This is a genomic window from Micromonospora sp. RL09-050-HVF-A (genome assembly GCF_019374995.1).
Lineage (GTDB): Bacteria > Actinomycetota > Actinomycetes > Mycobacteriales > Micromonosporaceae > Micromonospora > Micromonospora antibiotica.
Genome location: NZ_JAGKQP010000002.1, coordinates 2,727,499 through 2,749,862, shown reverse-complemented (window position 1 = coordinate 2,749,862; position 22,364 = coordinate 2,727,499). Strand labels below are relative to the sequence as shown.

Annotated in this window: 17 protein-coding genes, 1 other RNA gene and 1 pseudogene; 9 read left to right on the top strand and 10 right to left on the bottom strand. The window is 73.2% G+C overall.

What is annotated here, in order from left to right; genetic code table 11:
- Nucleotides 1-100 precede the first annotated feature (100 nt).
- An RNA gene (gene rnpB, locus J7462_RS11745) (RNase P RNA component class A) lies at nt 101-519 on the top strand.
- Nucleotides 520-821: 302 nt separating this feature from the next.
- Here rnpB and J7462_RS11740 read toward each other — a convergent pair.
- The 5 genes from J7462_RS11740 to J7462_RS11720 form a co-directional block, all read right to left on the bottom strand.
- Complete coding sequence (locus J7462_RS11740; protein ID WP_219464083.1) at nt 822-1,130, bottom strand: hypothetical protein; 309 nt, start codon at nt 1,128-1,130, stop codon at nt 822-824.
- A gap of 268 nt (nt 1,131-1,398) precedes the next feature.
- Nucleotides 1,399-1,881: a hypothetical protein gene (locus J7462_RS11735; RefSeq protein WP_219464082.1), complete on the bottom strand. Its 483-nt coding sequence runs from the start codon at nt 1,879-1,881 to the stop codon at nt 1,399-1,401.
- Nucleotides 1,882-2,057: 176 nt separating this feature from the next.
- On the bottom strand, nt 2,058-2,618 hold the full coding sequence (locus J7462_RS11730; RefSeq protein WP_208568782.1) for a hypothetical protein: 561 nt from the start codon (nt 2,616-2,618) through the stop codon (nt 2,058-2,060).
- A gap of 1,380 nt (nt 2,619-3,998) precedes the next feature.
- Nucleotides 3,999-4,487, bottom strand: a complete 489-nt coding sequence (locus J7462_RS11725) for a roadblock/LC7 domain-containing protein (protein WP_308290867.1) — start codon at nt 4,485-4,487, stop codon at nt 3,999-4,001.
- A complete protein-coding gene (locus J7462_RS11720) occupies nt 4,484-4,855 on the bottom strand; it encodes a hypothetical protein (RefSeq protein WP_067306011.1) in 372 nt (123 codons plus the stop codon). Before J7462_RS11720 ends, J7462_RS11725 begins: the two co-directional genes overlap by 4 nt.
- Nucleotides 4,856-6,999: 2,144 nt before the next feature.
- On the opposite strand from J7462_RS11720, the gene J7462_RS11715 reads away from it, so the two are divergent.
- A complete protein-coding gene (locus tag J7462_RS11715; RefSeq protein WP_219464081.1) occupies nt 7,000-8,430 on the top strand; it encodes an RNB domain-containing ribonuclease in 1,431 nt (476 codons plus the stop codon).
- A gap of 105 nt (nt 8,431-8,535) precedes the next feature.
- Nucleotides 8,536-9,234, top strand: coding sequence for an NADPH-dependent F420 reductase (npdG, locus tag J7462_RS11710; RefSeq protein WP_219464080.1), 699 nt, complete (start codon nt 8,536-8,538; stop codon nt 9,232-9,234).
- 203 nt (nt 9,235-9,437) lie between these two features.
- On the opposite strand, the gene J7462_RS11705 is transcribed toward npdG, so the two are convergent.
- From J7462_RS11705 to J7462_RS11695, 3 genes and pseudogenes are all read right to left on the bottom strand, one after another.
- Entirely contained in the window at nt 9,438-9,953 is a 516-nt protein-coding gene (locus J7462_RS11705) for a hypothetical protein (protein ID WP_219464079.1), read from the bottom strand.
- A gap of 66 nt (nt 9,954-10,019) precedes the next feature.
- The gene (gene panB / locus J7462_RS11700; protein ID WP_219464078.1) at nt 10,020-10,865 is read right to left on the bottom strand and encodes a 3-methyl-2-oxobutanoate hydroxymethyltransferase; all 846 of its coding nucleotides are present in this window, start codon (nt 10,863-10,865) and stop codon (nt 10,020-10,022) included.
- Nucleotides 10,866-11,173: 308 nt separating this feature from the next.
- Nucleotides 11,174-12,933 (bottom strand): annotated as a pseudogene (locus J7462_RS11695) (NAD+ synthase).
- A 245-nt stretch (nt 12,934-13,178) separates the two neighbouring features.
- Here J7462_RS11695 and glnA point away from each other — a divergent pair.
- From glnA to J7462_RS11675, 4 genes are all read left to right on the top strand, one after another.
- A complete protein-coding gene (gene glnA / locus J7462_RS11690; protein WP_208568774.1) occupies nt 13,179-14,528 on the top strand; it encodes a type I glutamate--ammonia ligase in 1,350 nt (449 codons plus the stop codon).
- Nucleotides 14,529-14,736: 208 nt separating this feature from the next.
- Entirely contained in the window at nt 14,737-15,162 is a 426-nt protein-coding gene (locus J7462_RS11685) for a DUF350 domain-containing protein (protein ID WP_219464077.1), read from the top strand.
- A gap of 103 nt (nt 15,163-15,265) precedes the next feature.
- Nucleotides 15,266-15,958 carry a YafY family protein gene (locus J7462_RS11680; RefSeq protein ID WP_219464076.1) on the top strand — a complete coding sequence of 231 codons (693 nt, stop codon included), beginning with the start codon at nt 15,266-15,268 and terminating at the stop codon, nt 15,956-15,958.
- Between the two features lie 220 nt (nt 15,959-16,178).
- Complete coding sequence (locus J7462_RS11675; protein WP_208568771.1) at nt 16,179-16,553, top strand: VOC family protein; 375 nt, start codon at nt 16,179-16,181, stop codon at nt 16,551-16,553.
- 189 nt (nt 16,554-16,742) lie between these two features.
- Here J7462_RS11675 and J7462_RS11670 read toward each other — a convergent pair whose 3' ends face one another.
- On the bottom strand, nt 16,743-17,219 hold the full coding sequence (locus J7462_RS11670; protein WP_219464075.1) for a hypothetical protein: 477 nt from the start codon (nt 17,217-17,219) through the stop codon (nt 16,743-16,745).
- 233 nt (nt 17,220-17,452) lie between these two features.
- The gene (locus tag J7462_RS11665) at nt 17,453-18,328 is read right to left on the bottom strand and encodes an LD-carboxypeptidase (protein ID WP_244252891.1); all 876 of its coding nucleotides are present in this window, start codon (nt 18,326-18,328) and stop codon (nt 17,453-17,455) included.
- 139 nt (nt 18,329-18,467) lie between these two features.
- Between J7462_RS11665 and J7462_RS11660 the strand changes: the two genes are divergently transcribed.
- Both J7462_RS11660 and J7462_RS11655 read left to right on the top strand, forming a co-directional pair.
- Complete coding sequence (locus J7462_RS11660) at nt 18,468-19,232, top strand: type 1 glutamine amidotransferase (protein WP_219464071.1); 765 nt, start codon at nt 18,468-18,470, stop codon at nt 19,230-19,232.
- Between the two features lies 1 nt (nt 19,233).
- Nucleotides 19,234-22,248 (top strand): bifunctional [glutamine synthetase] adenylyltransferase/[glutamine synthetase]-adenylyl-L-tyrosine phosphorylase, encoded by a 3,015-nt coding sequence (locus tag J7462_RS11655; protein ID WP_219464070.1) that lies wholly within the window; start codon nt 19,234-19,236, stop codon nt 22,246-22,248.
- Nucleotides 22,249-22,364 lie beyond the last annotated feature (116 nt).

Sequence of the window (22,364 nt, the reverse complement as noted above, 5' to 3'; positions counted from 1 at the left end):
TCCACCGCGTCGACCGCGTACCATTTTCGGGTTTGTTACGGCCCGGCCCGGGGTGAGATGGGCGCGGGACGCCGCGCCGTTAGGATGGGGACGCGACGGACGAGTCGACCGGGCGGTCGCGTCGGCGGGCTGCGGCCCGCCGCCGAGGAACGTCCGGACTCCACAGGGCAGGGTGGTTGTTAACGGCAACCCGGGGCGACCCGCGGGACAGTGCCACAGAAAACAGACCGCCGACCCCACTCGGGGACGGTAAGGGTGAAACGGTGGGGTAAGAGCCCACCAGCACCCCGGGTGACCGGGGTGGCTAGGTAAACCCCACCCGGAGCAAGGCCAAGCAAGGGCCGTCACCGCAAGCTGACGACCCGGCGCAGACGCTTGAGGGCTGCCCGCCCGATGTCTGCGGGTAGGCCGCAGGAGCCTGCCGGCGACGGTAGGCCGAGATGGATGGCCGCCGCCGGTGCGGGCCCCGCAAGGGGTACGCGCCGCGCACAGAATCCGGCGTACAGGTCGACTCGTCCGTCGCCCACCAGCTCAGAGCCGTGATCACGGTTCTGGTGGGCCTTCTTGCGACCCTGTAGGCGGCGGTGCCGGTGGGGTCTGCCCCAGGCGGACGGGATCAACTCGACGCGGAGATGTCCCTTGTGGTGACCGCACCCGATCGCTGGGCATAAGGGTGCGGGTGGTGTGGCAAGCCTGAACCGCATTCGGCCCGGTTCAGGCTTGCCACACCATTACGTCCCGATGGGATCGTGGGCTTTATTCACCCGGAAAGAGATTCCGAGGGTCGGTCGGTCAGCTCTGTGCTTCCAGCCAGCGGTAGCTCAGGATGACACCCACGGCGGGGCACTCCCGACGGGAAACGCGGGTCGAAGACGTTCCCGTGTTCTTCCATCCCCGTAGTAGTCCTGACCGTTCGAGCAGTGGATGCCGACCCGGTGCGTACCGGTTCCCGACGCGCACTTGGTCGCGCCGCCGATACCCACGCCGTCCTCGTAGATGGTCCAGACGTCGCAGTTGCTCGGGAACGCGTGCGCTGGTGTCGCTGCCACCAGCCCGGCCGCACCCACCATGACGACCACCGCGGCCCGTCCGAGTTGACGGCGAATGCCGGCAGTCATGTAGTTTTTCATTTACTATTCTCCTCGCCTGCGGTAAAGAACTCGGCGGAGGCCGAGATTCCACATTGAGGATCCCCGTGTATCGTCGTACGACTGCCTGTCACCCTAGCAATCGGTTCGGCTGATGGAAAGCCTTTGTTCTCGTACGATTCCTGTCGGGTTTCGTGGGGGTGTTACTGGCGCTGGAAGACAACGCAGAATGGCATTGACGGACAACGCCGGCTATTGACTGCACGACTTTGCATACGGTCCTGCCGGCCGTGCCGCGAGGGTGGGCGGGTCAGCTGTGGTCGCGGCAGCCGAGCTGGTCGCCGATCTCCTCCGGGATGCCGTACGGACTGCACTCCAGCCCACTGCCCTCGCCGATCTTCTGCCACCTGCCCGCCGAGTGCGCGAACACCAGCAGCCCGTCGCCCTGTTGCCCCGGGTCGACGGCGATCACCCCGGCGGTCGCCCACTGCCGCGCGCAGTTGATGTGGTCGGGGTCGATCCGGTGCGTTTTGACGTCCAACCCCGCCACCTTCTGGAGGGTGGCGGCGCTGACCGGACAGGCCGCCCTGGTGGCCGTCGGTGCGGCGGACACCGCGCCGCGCGTCGGCGATGCCCTGTCGGGGGACGGAGTGACGTCGGTGGCTCCCGTGGTGCCGGCCGCGGGCGGGGTGGTGCCGGAGCCCGTCACCGGGTCGGGTGAGCTGGGGTCGCAGGCGGCCACGGCTACCAGCACGGCGACGGGTGCCAGAACACGCAGGTTCTTCAGGGCCATTGTTCCTCCAGTCCGGACGTGTTCGGTGCTCTACCGGATACACCCGTGACGGGCGGGACAGGTTGCGGCTGGGGCGGATTCCGGTCGGCTCTGCTCGTCGTCCGGACTGGAGGAACGACAGGAACGTCGGCGTCGGCACCGGTGGAGGTGTCGACGCCGACGCCCGGACGTTCAGCTCAGGCCGTGCACGCGTGCGGCCCGGTGGCCGCGAGGTCGGTCAACGCGCACACCTTCACCAGCGGGTAGTGCGGCCCCATGACGGCCGCGGCGGTCTCCGCCGTGCTGTCCACCGGCACGTTCTGGGTGGCGTGCGGGAAGTTGGCGACCGGCATCAGGTTGCGCAGCAGGACCATGTGCGGGGCCGCCGGATAGGAGACGGAGAACGGCAGGAAGGTGGCGTCGTCGACCGCCTCGATCGCCGTCCGCTGCTGCTCCCGGCCGAGCACATAGGTGTAGTAGCCGTGCCGGTCGAGGCGGGTGTCGTCGTCGTAGCGGCAGCCGAGGCTCGCCGGTGCGTCGGTGAACCGGTTGATCACGACGGGCTTGACCTGGCCGCCGAGGTTGGTGCACATCGAGAAGTAGCGCAGGTCGGTGTGCCGGCGCGGCCAGACGCCCGGGTGGTTGCCGGAGACCGTCCGCGGTGCCCGGCCTCGGATCACCACCACCTGATCCGCCGTCGGCGGGGTGACCCAGGTGCCGAGATACGCGTTGTCCGGGTTCGGCGCGAGGTTCTCCACCTCGGATGTCCGGGTGAAGAGCTTCTGCCCGGTCTCCTCCGGATGCCCCGGCCCGCCGGGTCCGCCGGGTCCGCCGGGTCCGCCGGGTCCGCCGGGCCCGCCGGGCCCACCAGGTCCGCCGGGTCCGCCAGGCCCGCCGGGCCCACCAGGTCCGCCGGGTCCGCCGGGCCCGCCGGGCCCATGAGGACCACCAGGCCCGCCGGGTCCGCCAGGCCCGCCGGGTCCGCCGGGTCCGCCGGGTCCGCCGGGCCCATGAGGATCACCAGGCCCGCCGGGCCCACCGGGTCCGCCAGGCCCATGAGGACCGCCGGGCCCGCCAGGCCCTCCGGGATGACCGGGTCCGCCGGGATGACCGGGTCCGCCCGGTCCACCTCCGGGAGGTCCCGGCGGGCCACCGGGCCCGCCGACGCCGGACGGTCCTGCCTCCCGGGCGCTCGCCGTCGCGGGCGTGCTGGGGCCACCACCTCCCGACGGGCAGGGCGGCAGGGTCTGCGCCACCCCGTCGAGGGTGAGGGTCATGGTGGGCAGTACGACCGTAGCGTCCCCGCCGGCCGGCAGGTAGACCCGGAAGATCACCGATGCCTTCGCGCCGGGCAGGGCGTCCTCCCGGGCCAGGGGCAGGCGGTTGGTCTGCCCGAACGCCACGTCGGGGGTGATGGTGAGGGTGAACCGGCCGCCCGGCGCGGCGGCGGTCTGCCACGGATTCTGGCTGCCCGCGTCCGGGGTGATCAGGTAATCGGGCATGCTGGAGCTGACACCATTGCGCGTAAAGTAGGTGGGCTTGTCGTCATAGACGTTGAAAGACGCGTATCTGGCGTCGGGGAAAGCCCCCGAGATGGTGATTTCCAGGCCTGGCGTGACCGGATAGACGGTCGACCAGTAGGTGGCGGCGGTGTCCGGCCAGTAGGCGTTCAGGCTCGTCGCCCCGTACTTCGACGACCAGGCGCAGGTCGGCATGGTGACGGCGGCGGCGGAACGTTCCGCCTCGGCAGGGGTGCCGACCAGGGGAATGGTCAGCGCGATCAGTCCGGACAGTAAGAGGAATGGCCGACGCGTGGCCCGCGTCGGTGGCGTGAGCACCGAGAGTGGCATCCGTCGACTTGATCAGACACTTGTGTCGACGTAGTTACTTTCGCGGTCAATTATCGTTGCTGATTTGCGCGTCCCGGCCCATCGGCGATAATTATTTCCCGGCAGTGTTGGCTATTTCGGAAAAGCCAGATCCGGGATATCTGGTCGGGTGGTGCGGTGGAGTGTGGACAGTGGCCGGGATTCGCCCGGTAAAGAATGTCTGCGCCCGGGTGGGCCGGGCCTGCCGGTCGGGCTCGGAGCCGGCCGCTGGGGGTGCGGCGTGCTCCGCCGCGACCCCCGTCGTCCGGTTCAGGCGTCCGTCGGTACGCGGGTCAGCAGCGCCGCGAGGCGGCCGGCCACCCCCGGGGCGTGCAGGTGCAGCCGGGCCACGTTGACCGCGTCCGTGCCGACCACGGCGAGCAGGGCCTGCTCACTGACGGCGTAGACGCTCAGGTAGCCGTTCTGGTTGCGTACCGTGGACTGTTGGAAGTCTCCCTGGTCGAGCCGCATGCCGACCTGCCGGCCGAGGCCGAAGGTGGTCGCGGCGAGCGCGGCCAGGTCGTTGGGGTCCACCTCGGTCTGCAGGTTGTGCGTGATGAGCAGGCCGTCGACGCCGCCCAGTACGCAGCCGTGCACCCCCGGGATCTGGTGCCGCAGCTCCGCCAGCTCGCGACTGATCGCCGGGTACGGCAACGAGCGGTCTCCGGCCAGCGACGGGGGGAGCGGTCGGGCGGCCGGTAGTTTGCTGGCGCGCGTGGAGCGGCGGGGCAGGACGGTCTCGGTCTTGTCGGCGCTCACAGTTCCAGGCTCTCCTCGATCGTGCGCAGCTGGTGTCGGGCCATGGCCAGGTTGGCCCGGCTCTTGCTCACCATCAGATAGAGGAACAGGCCCTTGCCGGTGCGGCCGGTCAACGGCCGGATCAGGTGGTACTGGCTGCCGAGCGTGATGAGGATGTCCTCGATCTCATCCTCGATCTTGAGCATCTCCAGGGTGCGCATTTTGGCGCGGACGACGTCGGTGTTTCCGGCGGCGGCGACGGTCAGATCGATCTCGCCGGTGCCGCCGGCTACGCCGAGGGTCATCCCGCTGCTGTAGTCGACGAGCGCCACCCCGATCGCTCCATCGATACTCATCGCATTCTTCAGGGCGACGTCCAGGCTAGCCACGGTGGTGTTCTCCCGGTTCGACAGGGCGGCGCCGTTGACATCGTCGTCCTCGTCCCGCCCGGTTGACGGGCGGTGGCAGCGCCGCAAGAGGTCTGACGAGGCTCGCACACAACCCGGTCCGGCCGCACTCGGGGCTGCCGCATCGGGGCTGTCCGGCCGACCCGGGCCGGCCGGCGGTCCCGTCGAGGGGACCGGGTGAGGGATGGTCCGTCTCGGGGGCGAGCTGATACCAGGTACCAGGTCCGGATGGTAGGGCCGGAAGTCCCCGACCCGTCGGCCACCGCGCGCCACGGACCGGCGGCTGTCCCGACCGTGGACACCCGGACGGCGGCTCAGCCGGTCCAGGCGACGGTCCGGGCCGTCCGGTCGAAGTGCCGGCTCAACTCCGCGTCGGCGCGGACACGTCCCCGTCATGATCGCGCTGTTCGATTCTGCCGGGGGTCGTCGAAGTCGTACCACCGGCTCTTCGGCTCGGCCGGTCCCGCCCACCGCCGACCACGCGGGGTGGCGTCGCCGTCGGTGGGCCCGCCCCGGCCGCTGCCGAACCCGGCCCGACGTGGGTGCCGCCGGGCCGCTGCGACGGCCTCCGCGCAGGTCAGGGCCAATTTCGTGGTTTCGCCTCCGGCGCCGCCGAGCACGTCTACTGTGGATGTGGTCGCGACCAATTGCGGCGATCCGGTGGCGGTCGGGCTGCGCCCGGTGCACAGTGATCTCATGAACGACAGCGGAAGTGGTGGGCACTACTACTGGTGCACCCGACACCACCGGGTCGAGACCGATGCCGACGTGTGCCCTGCCAAGCACGTTCTCGGACCGTATCCCTCGGCTGCCGACGCGGAGAACGCCCTGCAGAAGGTGCAGGAGCGCAACGAGGCGTGGGAAGCCGAAGACGCCCGCTGGGCCGGGGAGGGCAACTGAACGGCGCGGGACGGCCCGCGTCGAGGACTCCGTGCCTCCGTGAGGAGGCACGCGGGAGCATGTCCCCAAGGAGGGAACCGAGATGGCCGAAGCAGCAAAGGCCACCACCCGCCCGGCCGCGACGAAGACCGCCGCGGCGGAGCGGACCGCAGGCGCGACCCGGAGCACTGCGGCCCGCCGCTCCACCACCACCATGACCGCGGCCCGCAGGGCGTCGGCCGGCCGGGCGACGGCGAACGCGGCGGGTGCCGGCGCGGGCCGGCCCCCGTCCACCGGCACCGCCAGGACGGCGGCGACCGGCCCGGCGAAGAAGACCCCGGCCACCCGCAGCGCCGCCAGCAAGGCTCCCGCGTCGAAGTCGACCGCGAAGAAGGCCCCGGCCGCCCGGAGCACCGCGGCTAAGTCGACCGCGAGGAAGGCTCCGGCGAGGAAAGCCGCCGACACGACCACCGCCGCCGCCCGGAAGACCGCCGGGGCGGCGAAGAAGACCACGGCCACCGCCCGGACCACGGCGGCGAAGAAGACCACCGCAGCGAAACGGACGACCACGGCAGCGGCGAAGAAGACCACCGCGACCGCCCGGACCATGGCCCGGAAGACCGCGCCCGCGAAGAAGACGACCGCCAAGCGGACCACGGCCGCGAACACCACGGCCGCCAAGCGGACCGCGCCCGCGAAGACGACGGCCGCCAAGCGGACCACGGCCGCGAACACGACGGCCGCGAAGCGCACCACGGCCGCGAAGACGACGGCCGCGAAGGCCATGCCCGAGAAAAAGACAGCCGCGAAGAAGGCCGTGCCCGCGAAGAGGACGGCCGCCAGGAAGGCGACGCCCGCGACGGCGGCGAAGAAGACCACGGCGGCGAGGAAGACCTCGGCGGCGACGAAGACCACGCCCGCGAAGAAGGCCGCCGCGGCCAGGAAGGCGCCGGCCCGGAAGTCGACCGCCAAGACGGCACCCGCGTCGAAGTCCACCGCTAAGAAGGCCCCGGCCCGCAAGGCGGGCGCGACGGCCACCCGCGCGACGGCGGCGAAGAAGGCGACCGCCACGAAGACGCCCGCCAAGAAGGTCACCGCCCGCAAGGCCCCGGCCGTACGGCGCCGGCGCGCGCCACCGCGCCGGCCAGCGCCCGCTCCCGCGCCCGGAAGGCCACCGGCTGACCGTACGGAGACCGTCGCCCGCCTGCCGGAGAGCGGATCGCGCGGCACGCTGCCAGGATTGACCCGTGGTCATCCGACGTGTGCTCGCGCCCCGCATCGACTTCGGCGCGCTGCGCCGCGAGCTGGGACTGCCCGACAGCTTCCCGGCCGCAGCGCAGCGCGAGGCGGACGAGGCGGCCGACGCCCCGCCGCCCGCCGTGGCCGACCGTACCGACATCCCGTTCGTCACGGTCGACCCGGCCGCCTCCCGCGACCTGGACCAGGCGATGCACCTCAGCGCCCGCCCCGGCGGCTACCGGGTGCGGTACGCCATCGCCGACGTCGCTGCCCACGTGCGCCCCGGCGGGCCGTTGGAGGAGGAGACCTGGCGGCGCGGGCAGACCGTCTACCTGCCCGACGGCAACGTGCCGTTGCACCCGCACACCCTCAGCGAAGGGGCGGCCAGCCTGCTGCCCGACGTCGACCGGGCGGCGGTGCTCTGGACCATCGACCTCGACACCGACGGGGCCACCGTCGCCGTCGGGCTGGAGCGCGCCCTGGTCCGCAGCCGCGCCAAACTGGACTATTCGGGCGTGCAGGTGGCCGCCGACGCCGGTCGGCTCCCCGAACCGATCGCCCTGCTGCCCGAGATCGGCGCCCTGCTCACCGCCCGTGGCCTGCGCCGGGGTGCGGTCAACCTGCCCCTGCCCGAGCAGGACGTCGAGCCCGACGGGGACGGGTGGCGGCTGGTGCTGCGCGGCCCCGGTCCGATGGAGGACCACAACGCCCAGATCTCGCTGCTCACCGGGATGGCGGCGGCGGACATCATGCTCGCCGGTCGGATCGGGCTGCTGCGCACCATGCCGGCACCGAAGCCGGAGGCGGTGGCCCGGCTGCGCGCGGCGGCGGCCCCGCTGGGCGTGCACTGGCCGGACGGGGTACGGGTGGGGGAGGTGCTGGCCGGGTTGGACGCCTCGCAGCCCCGGGCCGCCGCCTTCGTCGACCAGGCGGCGGAGTTGATGCGCGGTGCGGCGTACACGGCGTTCGACGGCGAGCTGCCCGAGCAGCCGGAGCACGGTGGGGTGGCAGCCGCGTACGCCCATGTCACCGCCCCGCTGCGTCGACTGGCCGACCGGTACGCCACGGAGGTCTGCCTGGCCCTGCACGAGGGCCGTGAGGTGCCGGAGTGGGCCCGTACGGCGCTGCCCCGGCTGCCGGAGGCGATGGCCTCGACCGACCGGACGGCGGGCACCGCCACCCGGGGTGCGATCGAGCTGGCCGAGGCGGTGCTGCTGGAGCACCGGGTGGGGGAGACGTTCTCGGCGGCGGTGCTGGACGTGGACGCACCGCCGAACAGTCAGTCGAAGCCCGGTCGGGTGCCCGGCGGGACGGTGGCGTTGGACGATCCGCCGGTACGGGCCCGCTGCACCGGTGAGCTGCCACTGGGGGAGCGGGTCACCGTACGCCTGGTCACCGCCGACCCGGTCGGCCGCAAGGTCCTCTTCGCGCGGGCCTGAACCCGGCCCCGGCGGGTCCCGCCCTGTCCGGCGGCCCTGGCGGGGCGGGCAGCGTCACAGCGCCTTGTGCCGCTGACCGTGCGGGCGGTTTGCGAGGATGACGCCATGGCATACGACGCGAGCACCCTTCCCGACGTGTCCGGGCTGACCGTCGGCATCATCGGTGGCACCGGCGACCAGGGGCGGGGGCTGGCCTACCGGTTCGCCCGCGCCGGTCAGCAGGTGCTGATCGGGTCCCGCTCCGCCGACCGGGCGGCCGAGGCGGCGGCGGAGATCGCCGTGCTGCCCCGGCTGCCCGCCGGGGTCGACGTGACCGGCGCGGACAACGACGAGGTGGCCCGCCGCAGCGACGTGGTGGTGATCGCGGTGCCGTGGGACGGGCACGCGGCCACCGTCGGCGCGCTGGCCGGGCCACTGGCCGGCAAGATCGTCGTGGACTGTGTCAACCCGCTCGGCTTCGACAAGCAGGGCCCGTACGCGCTGCCGGTCGCCGAGGGCAGCGCGGTGCAGCAGGCGGCGGCACTGCTGCCCGACTCGCGGGTCTGCGCGGCATTCAACCATGTCAGCGCGCCGTTGCTGGCCGACCCGGAGATCGACCGGATCGACCTCGACGTGCTGATCTGCACCGAGGAGCGGGAACTGGTCGACATCGTCGGCGCGTTGGCCGCCCGGATCCCCGGGATGCGCGGCATCTACGCCGGCCGGCTGCGCAACGCCCACCAGATCGAGGCGTTCACCGCCAACCTGATCGCCATCAACAAGCGTTACAAGGCGCACGCCGGCATCCGGGTCACCGACCTCTGACGGTGGGAATGTGGGAGCAGATCACCCCGGCTGCCCCGACTCGGTTGCTGACCGTGCGGATGCGGGAGCGGGCCACCCGGCTGTGCCGAGGTGTGCTGCCCCGTCGCGGTCACGGGTGACCTCCGGGACCCCGGCCGGCCCCGGTGCGGGCGGTCGGGCGGTGGGTCGGACGGCCCGGGTGACCCGCTCCCCTCTCGTCACCGTCAGAAGTTGATGTCGACGCCGGCCTTCTTGCAGGCGGCGTTCGCCATGGCGCTGGTCTTCTGGAACTCGGGGCCGTCGGCGGCGGCGTCCATGTCCGGGGCGGTGGCCACCCTGCCGGCGGCGACGCCGAACGCCGCCAGCGCGGTGGCCGCCTCGCTGCCGGGGGTGCCGGCCGTGGCCTTCGCCAGGCCCGACGCCATCTCGTTGTAGGCCTTCTTGATGGCCGGGTTCGGGTCACCACCCGCCATCGCGGCCTTCACGACGTCGACCTTCGTCGTCTCGGCGATCTTCTTGGCCGCCGTGCAGAGCTTCTTGTCGGCTGCCGGGTCGGCGGCTGCGGTCGGGGCGTCGGTGGTCGGCGCGGCCGTGGCGGAGGGGGAGGTGGCCGGCGCGGCCGCGCTGGTGGCGGAGGACGACGGCGCGGCCGTCGTCGACGGCTTCGCCTCGCTGCACGCCGCGAGTGCCAGGACGGAGAGACAGGTCAGGGTGACAGTCGAGAAGCGAGCATGATTCACGAGCGGAACCCTAGCGGAGCCTGGTGGGGCGGTGGGGGCAGCGCCCCACCAGGCTCCGGCGCGACCTCAGAAGGTGTGTTCGGTGGCGGGGAAGTCGCCGCCGCGTACCTCGTCGGCGAACCGGCGGGTCGCCTCGGTCAGCGCCCCGGCCAGGTCGGCGTAACGCTTGACGAACCGGGGGGCCTTCCCGGTGCGCAGCCCCGCCATGTCCTGCCAGACCAGCACCTGGGCGTCGGTGTCGGGGCCGGCGCCGATGCCGACGGTGGGAATCGCCAGTTCGGCGGTGACCCGCTTGGCGACCTCACCCGGCACCATCTCCAGCACCACCGCGAACGCCCCCGCCCCGGCCACCGCCCGCGCGTCGGCGAGCACCTCGTCGGCGGTGTCGCCGCGACCCTGCACCCGGTAGCCGCCCAGGGTGTGTTCGCTCTGCGGGGTGAAGCCGATGTGCGCCATCACCGGGATGCCCGCCCCGGTGATCGCCGCGATCTGGTCGGCGCAGCGTCGGCCGCCCTCCAGCTTCACCGCGTGGCAGCCACCCTCCTTCATGAACCGCACCGCCGTGCGCAACGCCTGCGTCGGCCCCTCCTCGTACGAGCCGAACGGCAGGTCACCGACGACCAGGGTGTGCCGAGTCGCCCGGACCACGGCCCTGACCAGCGGCAACAACTCGTCGACGGTCACCGGCAGGGTGGTCTCGTAACCGAACACGTTGTTCGCCGCCGAGTCGCCGACCAGCAGCACCGGAATCCCCGCCTGGTCGAAGATTCCGGCGGTGTACTGGTCGTACGAGGTGAGCATCGCCCACCGGTCGCCGCGCTTCTTGGCGGCGATCAGGTCGCGGGTGCGGACCCGTCGGGTGGCCGGCCCGCCGTACAGGGCGGTCACCTCGGTCGGGGTGGACTCCACCATGACTGTCTCCTTTCCTCGAGGCCGCTGTCGCGGTCCCCGGGTTCCGTCGCGATCGTCGCACCACGCGACCGGTCGACGGCAGGGAACAGTGCAGGATTTCACTCCGCCGGGGCGACGCCGACCGACCGTGGCCGGCCGGCGTCGGGGTGCCCGACCGACCCGGGTCGGTCGGGCTGTGCTGCTCAGCCGACCGGGTCGGTCGGTCCCGGATGCTCAGCCGACCGGGTCGGTCGGTCCCGGATGCTCAGCCGACCCGGGTCGGTCGGTCCCGGACGCTCAGCCGGCCGCAGGTCGGCCGGCCCGGATGCTCAGCCGTCCTCGCGCCAGCGGTTGGTGATCGGCAGCCGACGGTCGCGGCCGAACGCCTTCATCGAGATCTTCGTGCCCGGGGCGGACTGCCGACGCTTGTACTCGGCGGTGTCCACCAGCCGCAGCACCCGGTCGACCACCGCCGGGTCGTGGCCGGACTCGACCAGGCCGGCCCGGCCCAGGTCACCGTCGACGTAACCGATCAGGATCGGGTCCAGCACGTCGTAGTCGGGCAGGCTGTCACTGTCGAGCTGGCCGGGGCTCAGCTCGGCCGACGGGGGCTTGCCGATGGAGTTCTCCGGGATCGGCGGGGTCTCGCCCCGGCGGGCCGCGTCGGCGTTGCGCCACTTCGCCAGCCGCCAGATCAGCGTCTTCCAGACGTCCTTGACCGGGTTGAACCCGCCGACCGAGTCGCCGTAGAGGGTCGAGTAGCCGACCGCCAGCTCACTCTTGTTGCCGGTGGTGAGGACCAGGTGCCCCTCCTGGTTCGACAGTGCCATCAGGATCACCCCGCGCACCCGGGCCTGGAGGTTCTCCACCGCCACCCCGGACAGCGAGATGTTCGCCAGGAAGGTGTCCACCATCGGCTGGATCGGCTCGACGCGGTAGTCCAGGCCGGTGCGCTTGGCCAGGTCCTCCGCGTCGGTCCGGGAATGCTCCGAGGAGTGCTGGCTGGGCAGTGACACGCCGACCACCCGCCGTGGGCCGAGCGCGTCGACGGCCAGCGCGGCCACCACCGCCGAGTCGATCCCGCCGGACAGGCCCAGCACCACCGAGGGGAAGCGGTTCTTGTTGACGTAGTCGCGCAGGCCCAGCACCAGCGCCTGCCACACCTCGGCCTCGTCGGCCACCGGCGCCAGCAGGCCGCCGTCGGCCGCCGGCCCGGTCGGGGCCGCCGGCACCACCTCGACGGTACGACGCAGCACCCGCATCCCGTCGGCGAGGTCCTCGGTGTCGGCGGGGTGCGGTCCCGCCCCGGCCAGCTCCACGTCGTGCACGAGCAGGTGCTCGACGAACTGCGGCGCGCGGGTGAGCAGTTCCCCGTCGGCGTCCACGATCATCGAGTCGCCCTCGAAGACCAGTTCGTCCTGACCACCGACCATGTTGACGTACGCGATCGGGGCCCCGGCCTCGGCGGCCCGGCGACGCACCAGCGGCAGCCGGACGTCGTCCTTGTTCAACTCGTACGGCGAGCCGTTGATGTTGACCACCAGGCCGACGCCGGCCTGCCGGGCCACCGCGAACGGGCCCCCGGCCTGCCACAGGTCCTCGCAGATGGTCAACGCCACGTCCACCCCGCCCACCCGGACCACGGTCAGGGTGTCGCCGGGCACGAAGTAGCGGTCCTCGTCGAAGACGCCGTAGTTGGGCAGGTGGTGCTTGAAGTAGGTCGCGACCACCTCACCCCGGTGCAGCAGCGCGGCGGCGTTGCGGGCCCCCGGCCCGGCTGGGCGTCCCCGCTGACCTGGGGTGGACCGTCGGCGTCCAGGTAGCCGACCACGACCGGCAGGTCGCCGAGGCCGTCGGCGGCCAGATCGGCGGCGAGCTGCCGCACCGCGGCCTGTGAGGCGGCGACGAAGGAACGGCGGAAGACCAGATCCTCGACGGGGTAGCCGGTGAGTGTCATCTCCGGGAAGGCGACGAGCTGGGCGCCGGCGTCGGCGGCCCGACGGGTCCAGGCGCGGATCAGCTCGGCGTTGCCGACGGTGTCGCCGACGGTCGGGTTGACCTGGCACAGGGCCAGACGCAGGGTGGGCATGACCTCATCTTGCCCCAGCCGCAGGCGGTCGACCCGGCGGCTGCGACGAGACGACGGCCACCCTCTCGCCGCGCCCGGCCGGCCCGCCGCTGGTGGCGGGGCCGCCCGTCGATCCGGCCGTCGGGACACCGCAGGACGAGCGGCGGCAGGTCGCGTAACGTCTGCTTAACCAGGCCGGTGAAGACTGGGCGGTCAGGACGGACCGGCCGACCGGTGCCGGACGTACGTCGCGAGGGGTTGGGGAAGTGGACCGTCAGCAGGAGTTCGTCCTCCGTACGCTGGAAGAGCGGGACATCCGGTTCGTCCGGCTGTGGTTCACCGACGTGCTGGGGACGCTCAAGAGCGTCTCAGTCGCCCCGGCGGAGCTGGAGGCAGCCTTCGAGGAGGGCATCGGGTTCGACGGCTCGGCCATCGAGGGCTTCGCCCGGGTCTTCGAGTCCGACATGGTCGCCATGCCGGACCCGACGACCTTCCAGGTGTTCCCGTTCGAGGGCGGGGTCAGCGGTGAGAGCGCCCGGATGTTCTGCGACATCCTGCTGCCCGACGGCGGCCCGTCCTGGGCCGACCCACGGCACGTGCTGCGCCGGATGCTGTCCAAGGCGGCCGAGAAGGGCTTCACCTTCTACACCCACCCGGAGATCGAGTTCTTCCTGCTGGAGAACGGCCCGCAGGACGGCTCGGTGCCCACCGCCGTGGACACCGGCGGCTACTTCGAGCACACCACGCACGCCGTCGCGCGGGACTTCCGCCGCCAGGCCGTGCTCGCGCTGGAGCGGATCGGCATCTCGGTGGAGTTCAGCCACCACGAGGTCGCCCCCGGCCAGCAGGAGATCGACCTGCGCTACGCCGACGCGCTGACCACCGCCGACAACATCATGACCTTCCGGCACGTGGTCAAGGAGGTGGCGCTGTCCACCGGCGTACAGGCCAGCTTCATGCCGAAGCCGTTCACCGACCAGCCGGGCAGCGGCATGCACACCCACCTGTCGCTGTTCGAGGGGGAGCGCAACGCGTTCCACGACTCCGGTGACCCGATGAAACTGTCGAAGGTGGCGAAGTCGTTCATCGCCGGCCTGCTGATGCACGCCCGGGAGTACACCGCCGTCACCAACCAGTGGGTCAACTCGTACAAGCGGTTGTTCCCGCAGGCGTTGCCGGACCGGATCACCGAGAGCCCGGCGTACGTCTGCTGGGGGCACCTGAACCGGTCCGCGCTGGTCCGCGTCCCCGCGTACGGCAAGCCGAACTCGGCCCGAGTGGAGGTCCGGTCGCTGGACTCGGCGACCAACCCCTACCTGGCGTTCGCGGTGATGCTCGGCGCCGGCCTGAAGGGCATCGAGGAGGGCTACGAGCTGCCACCCGGCGCGGAGGACGACGTCTGGTCGCTGACCAGCGCCGAGCGCCGCGCGATGGGCTACGAGGCACTGCCGGAGAACCTGTCCGAGGCGATCGACGTGATGGCCGGCTCCGAGCTGGTCGCCGAGGTGCTCGGCGAGCATGTGTTCGACTTCTTCCTGCGCAACAAGCGGGCCGAGTGGGAGCAGTACCGCCGCGAGGTCACCCCGTACGAGCGGCAGCGCTACCTGTCGTTGTGACCCGTTGACGTCGAGGACCCGGGGCCCGCGCGGCCCCGGGTCCTCGACGTCCCGGGTCCGCCGGGGCCCAGGGCGTTCGGCGGTGCCGGGCCGGCTGACGGTCCGGGCATTCGACGGTCCGGGGGGTGTCGGGGGTGGCGCGGTGCCGCTATCGTCTCGATCACCGTGCCGGCACCCGCGCCGGGCGCAGGAGGTCGGGAGGCCGTCGGTGCTGGATGATCTGCTCACCGGAGCATGGCAGAGCGTCGTGTTCGGGATCGTCGGGGTGGCGCTGATGGCGGCCGGCTTCGTGCTGGTCGACGTGCTCACCCCGGGCAAGCTGCGCGAGCTGATCTGGGTGCAGCGCAACGGCAACGCCGGGCTGCTGCTGGCCGCCAATCAGCTGGGTGTCGCCGGCATCGTCTTCACCGCGATCGTGACCAGCTACGACGACTTCGCCAAAGGGCTCGCCTCCACGGTGCTTTTCGGGCTGATCGGGCTGGCTGTCATGGCGCTCGCCTTCGGCGTGCTGGACCTGCTCACCCCGGGCAAGCTCGGTGAGGTCATCTGCTCGGACCAGCCGCACCCGGCGGCCCGGGTCAGCGCCGCCACCCACTTCGGTGCGGCTCTGATCGTCTGCGCCTGCATCGCCTGAACCGGGGGCCCTGCCGCCCGTACCGTCCGAGCCGACCCCCGTCCGCCCTCCCCGCCGGGGCGGACAGGGGCGGTGCGTCGTACCCCCGTCGTAGCGTGCGGGGGTGAACCGGACGGATCGTCTCTACGCCCTGGTGGAGGAGCTGCGGGCGGTGTCGCCCCGGCCGCGCAGCGCCCGTTGGCTGGCCAACCGTTTCGAGGTCAGCACCCGCACCGTCGAACGCGACATCGTCGCCCTCCAGGGTTCCGGCGTGCCGATCTGGGCCGAGCCCGGCCGCACCGGCGGTTACGTGGTCGACCGGTCGCACACCCTGCCGCCGGTCAACCTGACCGCCACCGAGGCGGTGGCGATGGCGGTGGCCCTGCACCGGCTCGCCGGCACCCCGTTCGCCGTGGCCGGCAGCACCGCACTGCGCAAGCTGCTCGCGGTGCTGCCGGCCGCCGACGCCGATGCCGCGCGCCTGCTCGCCGGCCGGGTGCTGCTGGTCGGCACCGGGCCGGGCACGTCCGTCCCGGCCGTCGTCGCCGACGCGGTCTCCGCCCGTCGGATGCTCCGCCTGCGGTACGCCGACCGCTGCGGGGTGCCCTCGTCGCGCGAGGTCGAGCCGCTGGGTTACCTGGGCAACGACCGGCACTGGTACCTGCTCGCCTGGTGCCGGCTCCGCGACGGGCTGCGCTGCTTCCGTACCGACCGGATCGTCGGGGTCGAGGCGTTGTCGCAGCGGGTGACCCGGGAGTTCTCCCCGGCCGACCTGGACGTCCCGGCCGAGCGGGTGCGCCGGCTGACCCTGGTCTGACTCGGCGTGGGCCGGCCGCACAGTCCGGTCGGCGCGGGCTGTCCGGACGGGTCGGCGTGCGGGCCGTGCAGGCCGGTTGGCGTGCGGGCTGTCCGGACGGGTCGGCGTGCGGGCCGTGTGGACCGGGCGGTAAACACCGACAGGACGGTGTCGCGGACACCCGGGAGGCTGACTGCCGAGCCCGCCGGCCGCCCGGTCGGCGGGGAACAGGAGGCAACGCGTGACCAGTACACCCGTCACCTGGTTCGAGATCGGCACCGACCGGCCGGACGAGGCGCAGAGCTTCTATGCGGAGTTGTTCGGCTGGACCTTCACCGAGGAGGGCACGGCCGAGGGCGGTTCCTACCGGACGACCACGGCGGGGGAGCCGACCGGCATCGGCGGCGGCATCCGGGCTCTCGCCGAGGACGCGCCCGGCTACGCGATCCTCTACGCCGAGGTGGCCGACGTGGCGCAGACCTGCGGGCGGGCCGAGGCGGCGGGCGGCACGGTGCTGACCCCGCCCCGGACCACGCCGAGCGGCCTGACCCTCGCCCTGGTGCGCGACCCGGTGGGCACCCACCTCGGTCTCTTCTCCTCGGGTGGCAGCGCCTGACGCCAGCGGGTCGACGTTGCGGTTCCTCGGGTGGCAGCGCCTGACGCCAGCGGGTCGGTGTTGCGCTTCCTCGGGTGGCAGCGCTTTACGCCAGGGCCGACGTTGCGGTGTCCCAGTGCGTCGGACACCGCAACGTCGGCCCTGGCGGGTCGATTGTCGGCCCGCCGGGTCGGGCGGGCCGGAGGTGGGTCACTCGCCGGGCGTACCCGCCGGGCCGCGGTGGTGACCGGGGCCACCCGGCCCCGGGAAGACCCCGGCCTCGACGGCCTTGGTGATCGCGTCGGCCTGGTCCTGGGTGAGCTTGCCGTCCTTGACCGCCTGGGCCAGCCGCTCGGCCAGCTTCTCCTGCCGGTCCTGCGGCGACGGACGCTCCGGCCGGTCACCCGTGGCGCGGTCCTTGTGCTGCTCGCGCACCTTTTCCAGGGCGGCGGTCACTTTGTCGGTGTCCACGCCCAACTCCTTGGCGAGCGCCTCGACGAACTCGTTCTGCCGGTCGGCGCGCTGCTGCTGCCGGTCGGTGCCCTGAGCGGCCTCGCTGCTGGCGCTCGGCGTCGGGGTGGCCCCGTTCTCGGCGAAGGCGACCGTGGGAGCGGCGATCCCCACCCCGAGCACACCAGCGGCGGCGAAACCGACCAGCAGGCGCTTCTTCGACATCATGCGGGACATCGGTCCTCCAGTACGTCGGTGGTGATGCGTTGACGTCACCGACAGTGACCACCGAACCTGGGAATCCCCCTTCCCGACCCTGTCCCCCAGCTGAAAATCCCGCCCACCGCCCCGGTGATCAAGAGGTTTCGGTCAGGAACGGGCTTTCCGGTGACGCGAACCTCTTGATCACCGGAACGGTCGGGGCCGGAGCGGGTGGGGTGGGGCGTGGGGGTGGGGCGTGGGGGTGGGGGTTACTGGACGGCGGGGGTGGTGGTGAGGGTGCCGGTTTCGGTGTCGAGGGTGGCGGGGGTGCCCACCGGGACGGTGAGTTGGCCGGGGCCGTGGCCGATCGGCAGGCCGCCGAGGACCGGCACGCCGAGGTCGCCCAGCCGGTCGGTGAGCACGTCCACGACGGTGGTGTCCCAGCCGTCGGCGCAGTCGGTGAACTGGCCCACCGCCACCCCGGCCAGGCCGTCCAGCACGCCCGCGCGGCGCAGGTGGGTGAGCATCCGGTCGACCTTGTACGGCGGCTCCTGCACCTCCTCGACGAGCAGCACCGCCCCGGTCAGGTCCGGCATGTCCGGGGTGCCCAGGGTGGCGGTGATCAGGCAGAGGTTCCCGCCGAGCAGCCGACCCACCGCCCGACCGGGGACCCGCACCGGGTAGGTCTCCTCCGTGGGCACCGCCGCCACGGTCACCGGCGCGGTGGTCATCAGCGCGGCGTGCAGCGACTCCGCCGAGCGCAGCGGGGTCCGCTCGTCGACCCAGGCCGCCCCGGGGCCGTGCACGCCGGTCAGCCGGGCCCCCCGCCAGAGGGCGAACTGCAGGGCGGTGATGTCGGAGAACCCGGCCACCACCTTCGGGTCCCGCCGCACGGCGGCCATGTCGATCAGGTCGACCACCCGCTGCGCGCCGTACCCGCCCCGGGTGCAGATCACCCCGCGCACCTGCGGGTCGGCGAAGGCGGCGTTCAGGTCCGCGGCGCGCAGCGCGTCGTCACCGGCGAGGTAACCCCGTCGGGCGTACGCGTTCGGTGCCACCACCGGGCGCAGCCCCCAGCCGGTCAGTAACTCGACACCCCGGGCCACCCGCTCCGGCCGGGTCGGCCCGGACGGCGAGACCAGCATCACCGTGTCGCCCTCGCGCAGCACGGGCGGGCGCAGGACGGACGGGTCGTCGGCGATCACAGCGGCCGAGCATAGTCGCCCCGCCGCGCGGTCCGAGGCGTTCCGGGTGTCCGTCGACGAACCCGATAGCCTCGACGGCGTGGGAACCGCACTGGTGATCGAGAACGACCCGACCGACGACCCCCGACGGCTGGGGGAGTGGCTGGTGGAGGGGGGCCTGGAGCTGCGGCTGCTGCGCCCGTACGCCGGCGACGAACTCCCCGACGACCTCGCCGGCCACGTGGCGCTGGTGGTGCTCGGCGGTGACCAGCACGCCTACCCGGCCCCCGACGGCACCCCCGGCGCACCCTGGTTCCCGAAGCTCGAAGGGTTGCTGCGCAAGGCCGTGCGGCACCGGGTGCCGACCCTCGGCGTCTGCCTCGGCGCGCAACTGCTCGCCACCGCGCACGCCGGCCTGGTCGAGCGCAGCCCGTCCGGCCCCGAGGTGGGCCCGGGCGTGGTCGGCCGGCGCGACGCCGCCGAAAGTGACCTGCTGTTCCGGTACGTGCCGCTGATCCCGGACGTGCTCCAGTGGCACACCGACGAGATCACCGAGCTGCCCCGGGCCGCCACCCTGCTGGCCGCCTCGACCCGCTACCCGCACCAGGCGTTCCGGCTCGGCGACCGGGCCTGGGGCCTGCAGTTCCACATCGAGTGCGACACCGCGATGATCGCCGGGTGGGCGCGCGGCTCCGAACTGCTCGCCGAGCTGGGTTACGACGAGGACCTGGTGGTGGCCGCCTGCGACCGGGTGATGGCCGACGTCGAGGAGGTGTGGCAGCCGTTCGCCGTCCGGTTCGCCGCCCTCGCCCTCGGCGAGCTGGACGACGACACCCGCCGCAGCCTGCCCCTGCTCGGGCACTGAGATGAGCAGATCGACCAGGGGACGGCTGGCCCGCTACGGCTTCGCCGAGGGCGACGGCGGGGTCCGCGCCGCCGACCTGCTCGGCGCGGACGGGCTCGGGCTGTGGCAGGCCGACGAGCAGGAGCCCACCGACCGCGCGGCGGCCGACCTGCTGGCCGCGCTCTCCCGGGCCGCCGACCCGGATCTGGCGCTGCGTCAACTGCACCGGATGGTGGAGACCGAACGCCGCACCGCCGCCGACGCCACCGGGTCGGCCCTGCTGGCCGGGCTCGCCGCCGATCCGGGTCTGCGGCGTCGGCTGGTCGCCGTCCTCGGGGCCTCCTCCGCACTGGGTGACCACCTGGTCGCCAACCCGGGGCAGTGGACGGTGCTCGGCACCGCCCCGGACGGGCTGGCCCCCACCGCCGACGGTCGACTCGACCTGGCCCTCGCCGGCCGGTTGACCGTCGCCACCGCGCCGGTGGCGGTGCTGCGGCAGGCGTACCGGCTGGCGTTGCTGCGGATCTCGGCGGCCGACCTGACCGGCGGACGCGGCCTGGAGCAGGTGATGTCGGCGCTGTCCGCGCTGGCCGACGCGACCCTCGCGGCGGCGTACGAGATCGCGGTGGGTGAGCTGCCGGCGGGCACGCCCCGGCCCCGGCTGGCCGTGGTGGCGATGGGCAAGTGCGGTGGCGACGAGCTGAACTACGTCTCCGACGTCGACGTGATCTTCGTGGCCGCGACCGACGAGGACCTGCCCGCCGCGACCACCGTCGCCGCCCGGCTGATCCACATCTGCGGGCTGGTCGCCTGGCCGGTGGACGCCGCGCTGCGCCCCGAGGGCAACCGGGGGCCGCTGGTGCGTACCCTGGCCAGCCACCTCGCCTACTACCAGCGGTGGGCTCGCACCTGGGAGTTCCAGGCGCTGCTCAAGGCCCGCCCGGCCGCCGGTGACCTGGCGTTGGCCGGCGAGTGGGTCGACGCCCTCGCCCCGCTGGTCTGGCGGGCCTCCGAGCGTCCCGAAGCGGTCTCCGACGTACGCGCCATGCGCCGCCGGATCATCGACAACATCCCGCCGAAGGAGCTGGACCGCGAGATCAAGCGCGGTCCGGGCGGGCTGCGGGACATCGAGTTCGCCGTCCAACTGCTGCAACTGGTGCACGGCCGGGGCGACGAGTCGCTGCGGGTGCCGGGCACCGTGCCGGCGCTGCGCGCGCTGGTGGCCGGCGGTTACGTCGGGCGGGCCGACGGTGAGGCGCTGCTGCGCGGATACCGCTTCCTGCGCGGGGTCGAACACCGGCTCCAGCTCCAGGCGCTGCGGCGCACCCACACCGTGCCGACCGAGCCGGCCGCGCTGCGCTGGCTGGCCGCCGCGCTCGGCTACGCCGCCATCCCGGGCCGCAGCGCCGTGGAGAGCTTCCGCGCCGACTGGGTCGCGCACGCCACCGAGGTACGCCGGCTGCACGCCAAACTGCTCTACCGGCCGTTGCTGGAGTCGGTGGCCCGGGTGCCCGCCGACGGCCTGCGGCTCACCCCGGAGGCGGCCCGGCACCGGCTGGAGATCCTCGGTTTCGCCGACCCGGCCGGGGCGCTGCGCCACCTCGAAGCCCTCACCGGCGGGGTGAGCCGGACCGCCGCCATTCAGCGGACCCTGCTGCCGGTGCTGCTCAGCGAGTTCGCCGACGCGCCCGAACCGGACCGGGGGCTGCTCAACTACCGGCAGGTCTCCGACTCCCTCGGCAGCACCCCGTGGTACCTACGGCTGCTGCGCGACTCCGGGCCGGTGGCCCGCCGGCTGGCCCGGGTGCTGTCGTCGTCCCGCTACGCGGCCGACCTGCTGGCCCGGGAACCGGAGGCGCTGCGGCTGCTGGCCGAGGAGAACGAGTTGACGCCCCGACCCCGGGAGGTGCTCTGCGACGGGTTCGCCGCCGCGGCGGCCCGGCACGCCGACCCGGTCGAGGCGACCCGGGCGGTACGCGCGCTGCGCCGCCGGGAACTCGTCCGGATCGCCTGCGCCGACGTGCTCAGCCGGGCCGGCGGGCTGGCCCCGCGACCCGAGCGTGGTGTGCCGGTCGGCCCGCTGGCCGACGTCACCCGGGTCGGCACCGGCCTGTCGTACGTCACCGACGCCACCCTGTCCGCCGCGCTGCGCGCCGTCCGGGCCGCCCAGCCGGAGCTACCCGGCCTGCGGTTCGCGGTGATCGGCCTCGGTCGCCTCGGCGGGTACGAGTCGAACTACCTCTCCGACGCCGACGTGCTGTTCGTCTACGACCCGCCGGCCGGGACGGCGGAGAGCACCGCCAGCGCCGCCGCGCACGCGATCGCCGAGGAACTGCGCCGGCTGCTCGCCGCCCCCGCCCCCGATCCGGCGCTCGGCGTCGACGCCGACCTGCGCCCCGAGGGACGGCAGGGCCCGCTGGTCCGCAGCCTCGCCGCCTACGCCCAGTACTACGCCCGCTGGTCGCGGGTGTGGGAGGCGCAGGCGCTGCTGCGGGCCCGCTTCGTCTGCGGCGACGCCGACCTGGGCACCGAGTTCGAGACGATGGTCGATCCGGTCCGCTACCCGGCCGACGGGTTGACCCGGGAGCAGGTCGTCGAGATCCGCCGGATCAAGGCCCGGGTGGAGAACGAACGACTGCCCCGGGGCGCCGACCCGGCCACCCACACCAAGCTCGGGCGGGGTGGCCTGGCCGACGTCGAGTGGGCGGTGCAGCTGCTGCAGCTGCGCAACGCCGGGGCGTACCCGCAGCTGCGCGGCACGCGTACCCTCGATGCCCTCGCGGCGGCCCGGGAGGCGGGGCTGGTCGACCCGGCGGACGCCGCCGCGATGGTCGCCGGGTGGACCCTCGCCGCGCAGGTCCGCAACGCGTTGATGCTGGTCCGGGGTCGGGCCGGCGACCAGCTTCCCCGGCACGGGGTGGAGCTGGCCGGTGTGGCGCGGTTGCTCGGTGCGGACGACCCGGGGGAGTTCCTCGACGACTACCTGCGCACCGCCCGGCGGTCCCGGGCCGCCATGCAGCGGGTCCTGGAGAGCTGAGCCCCCGCCGCCGGCACCGAAGCCGTTGGCATAGTCGGGCCGGGCAGCCGTGCCGGGCAGCCGGGCCGGCAGCCGGGCCGGGCAGCCGGGCCGGGCGGCCGTGCCGTGCCGGGCCG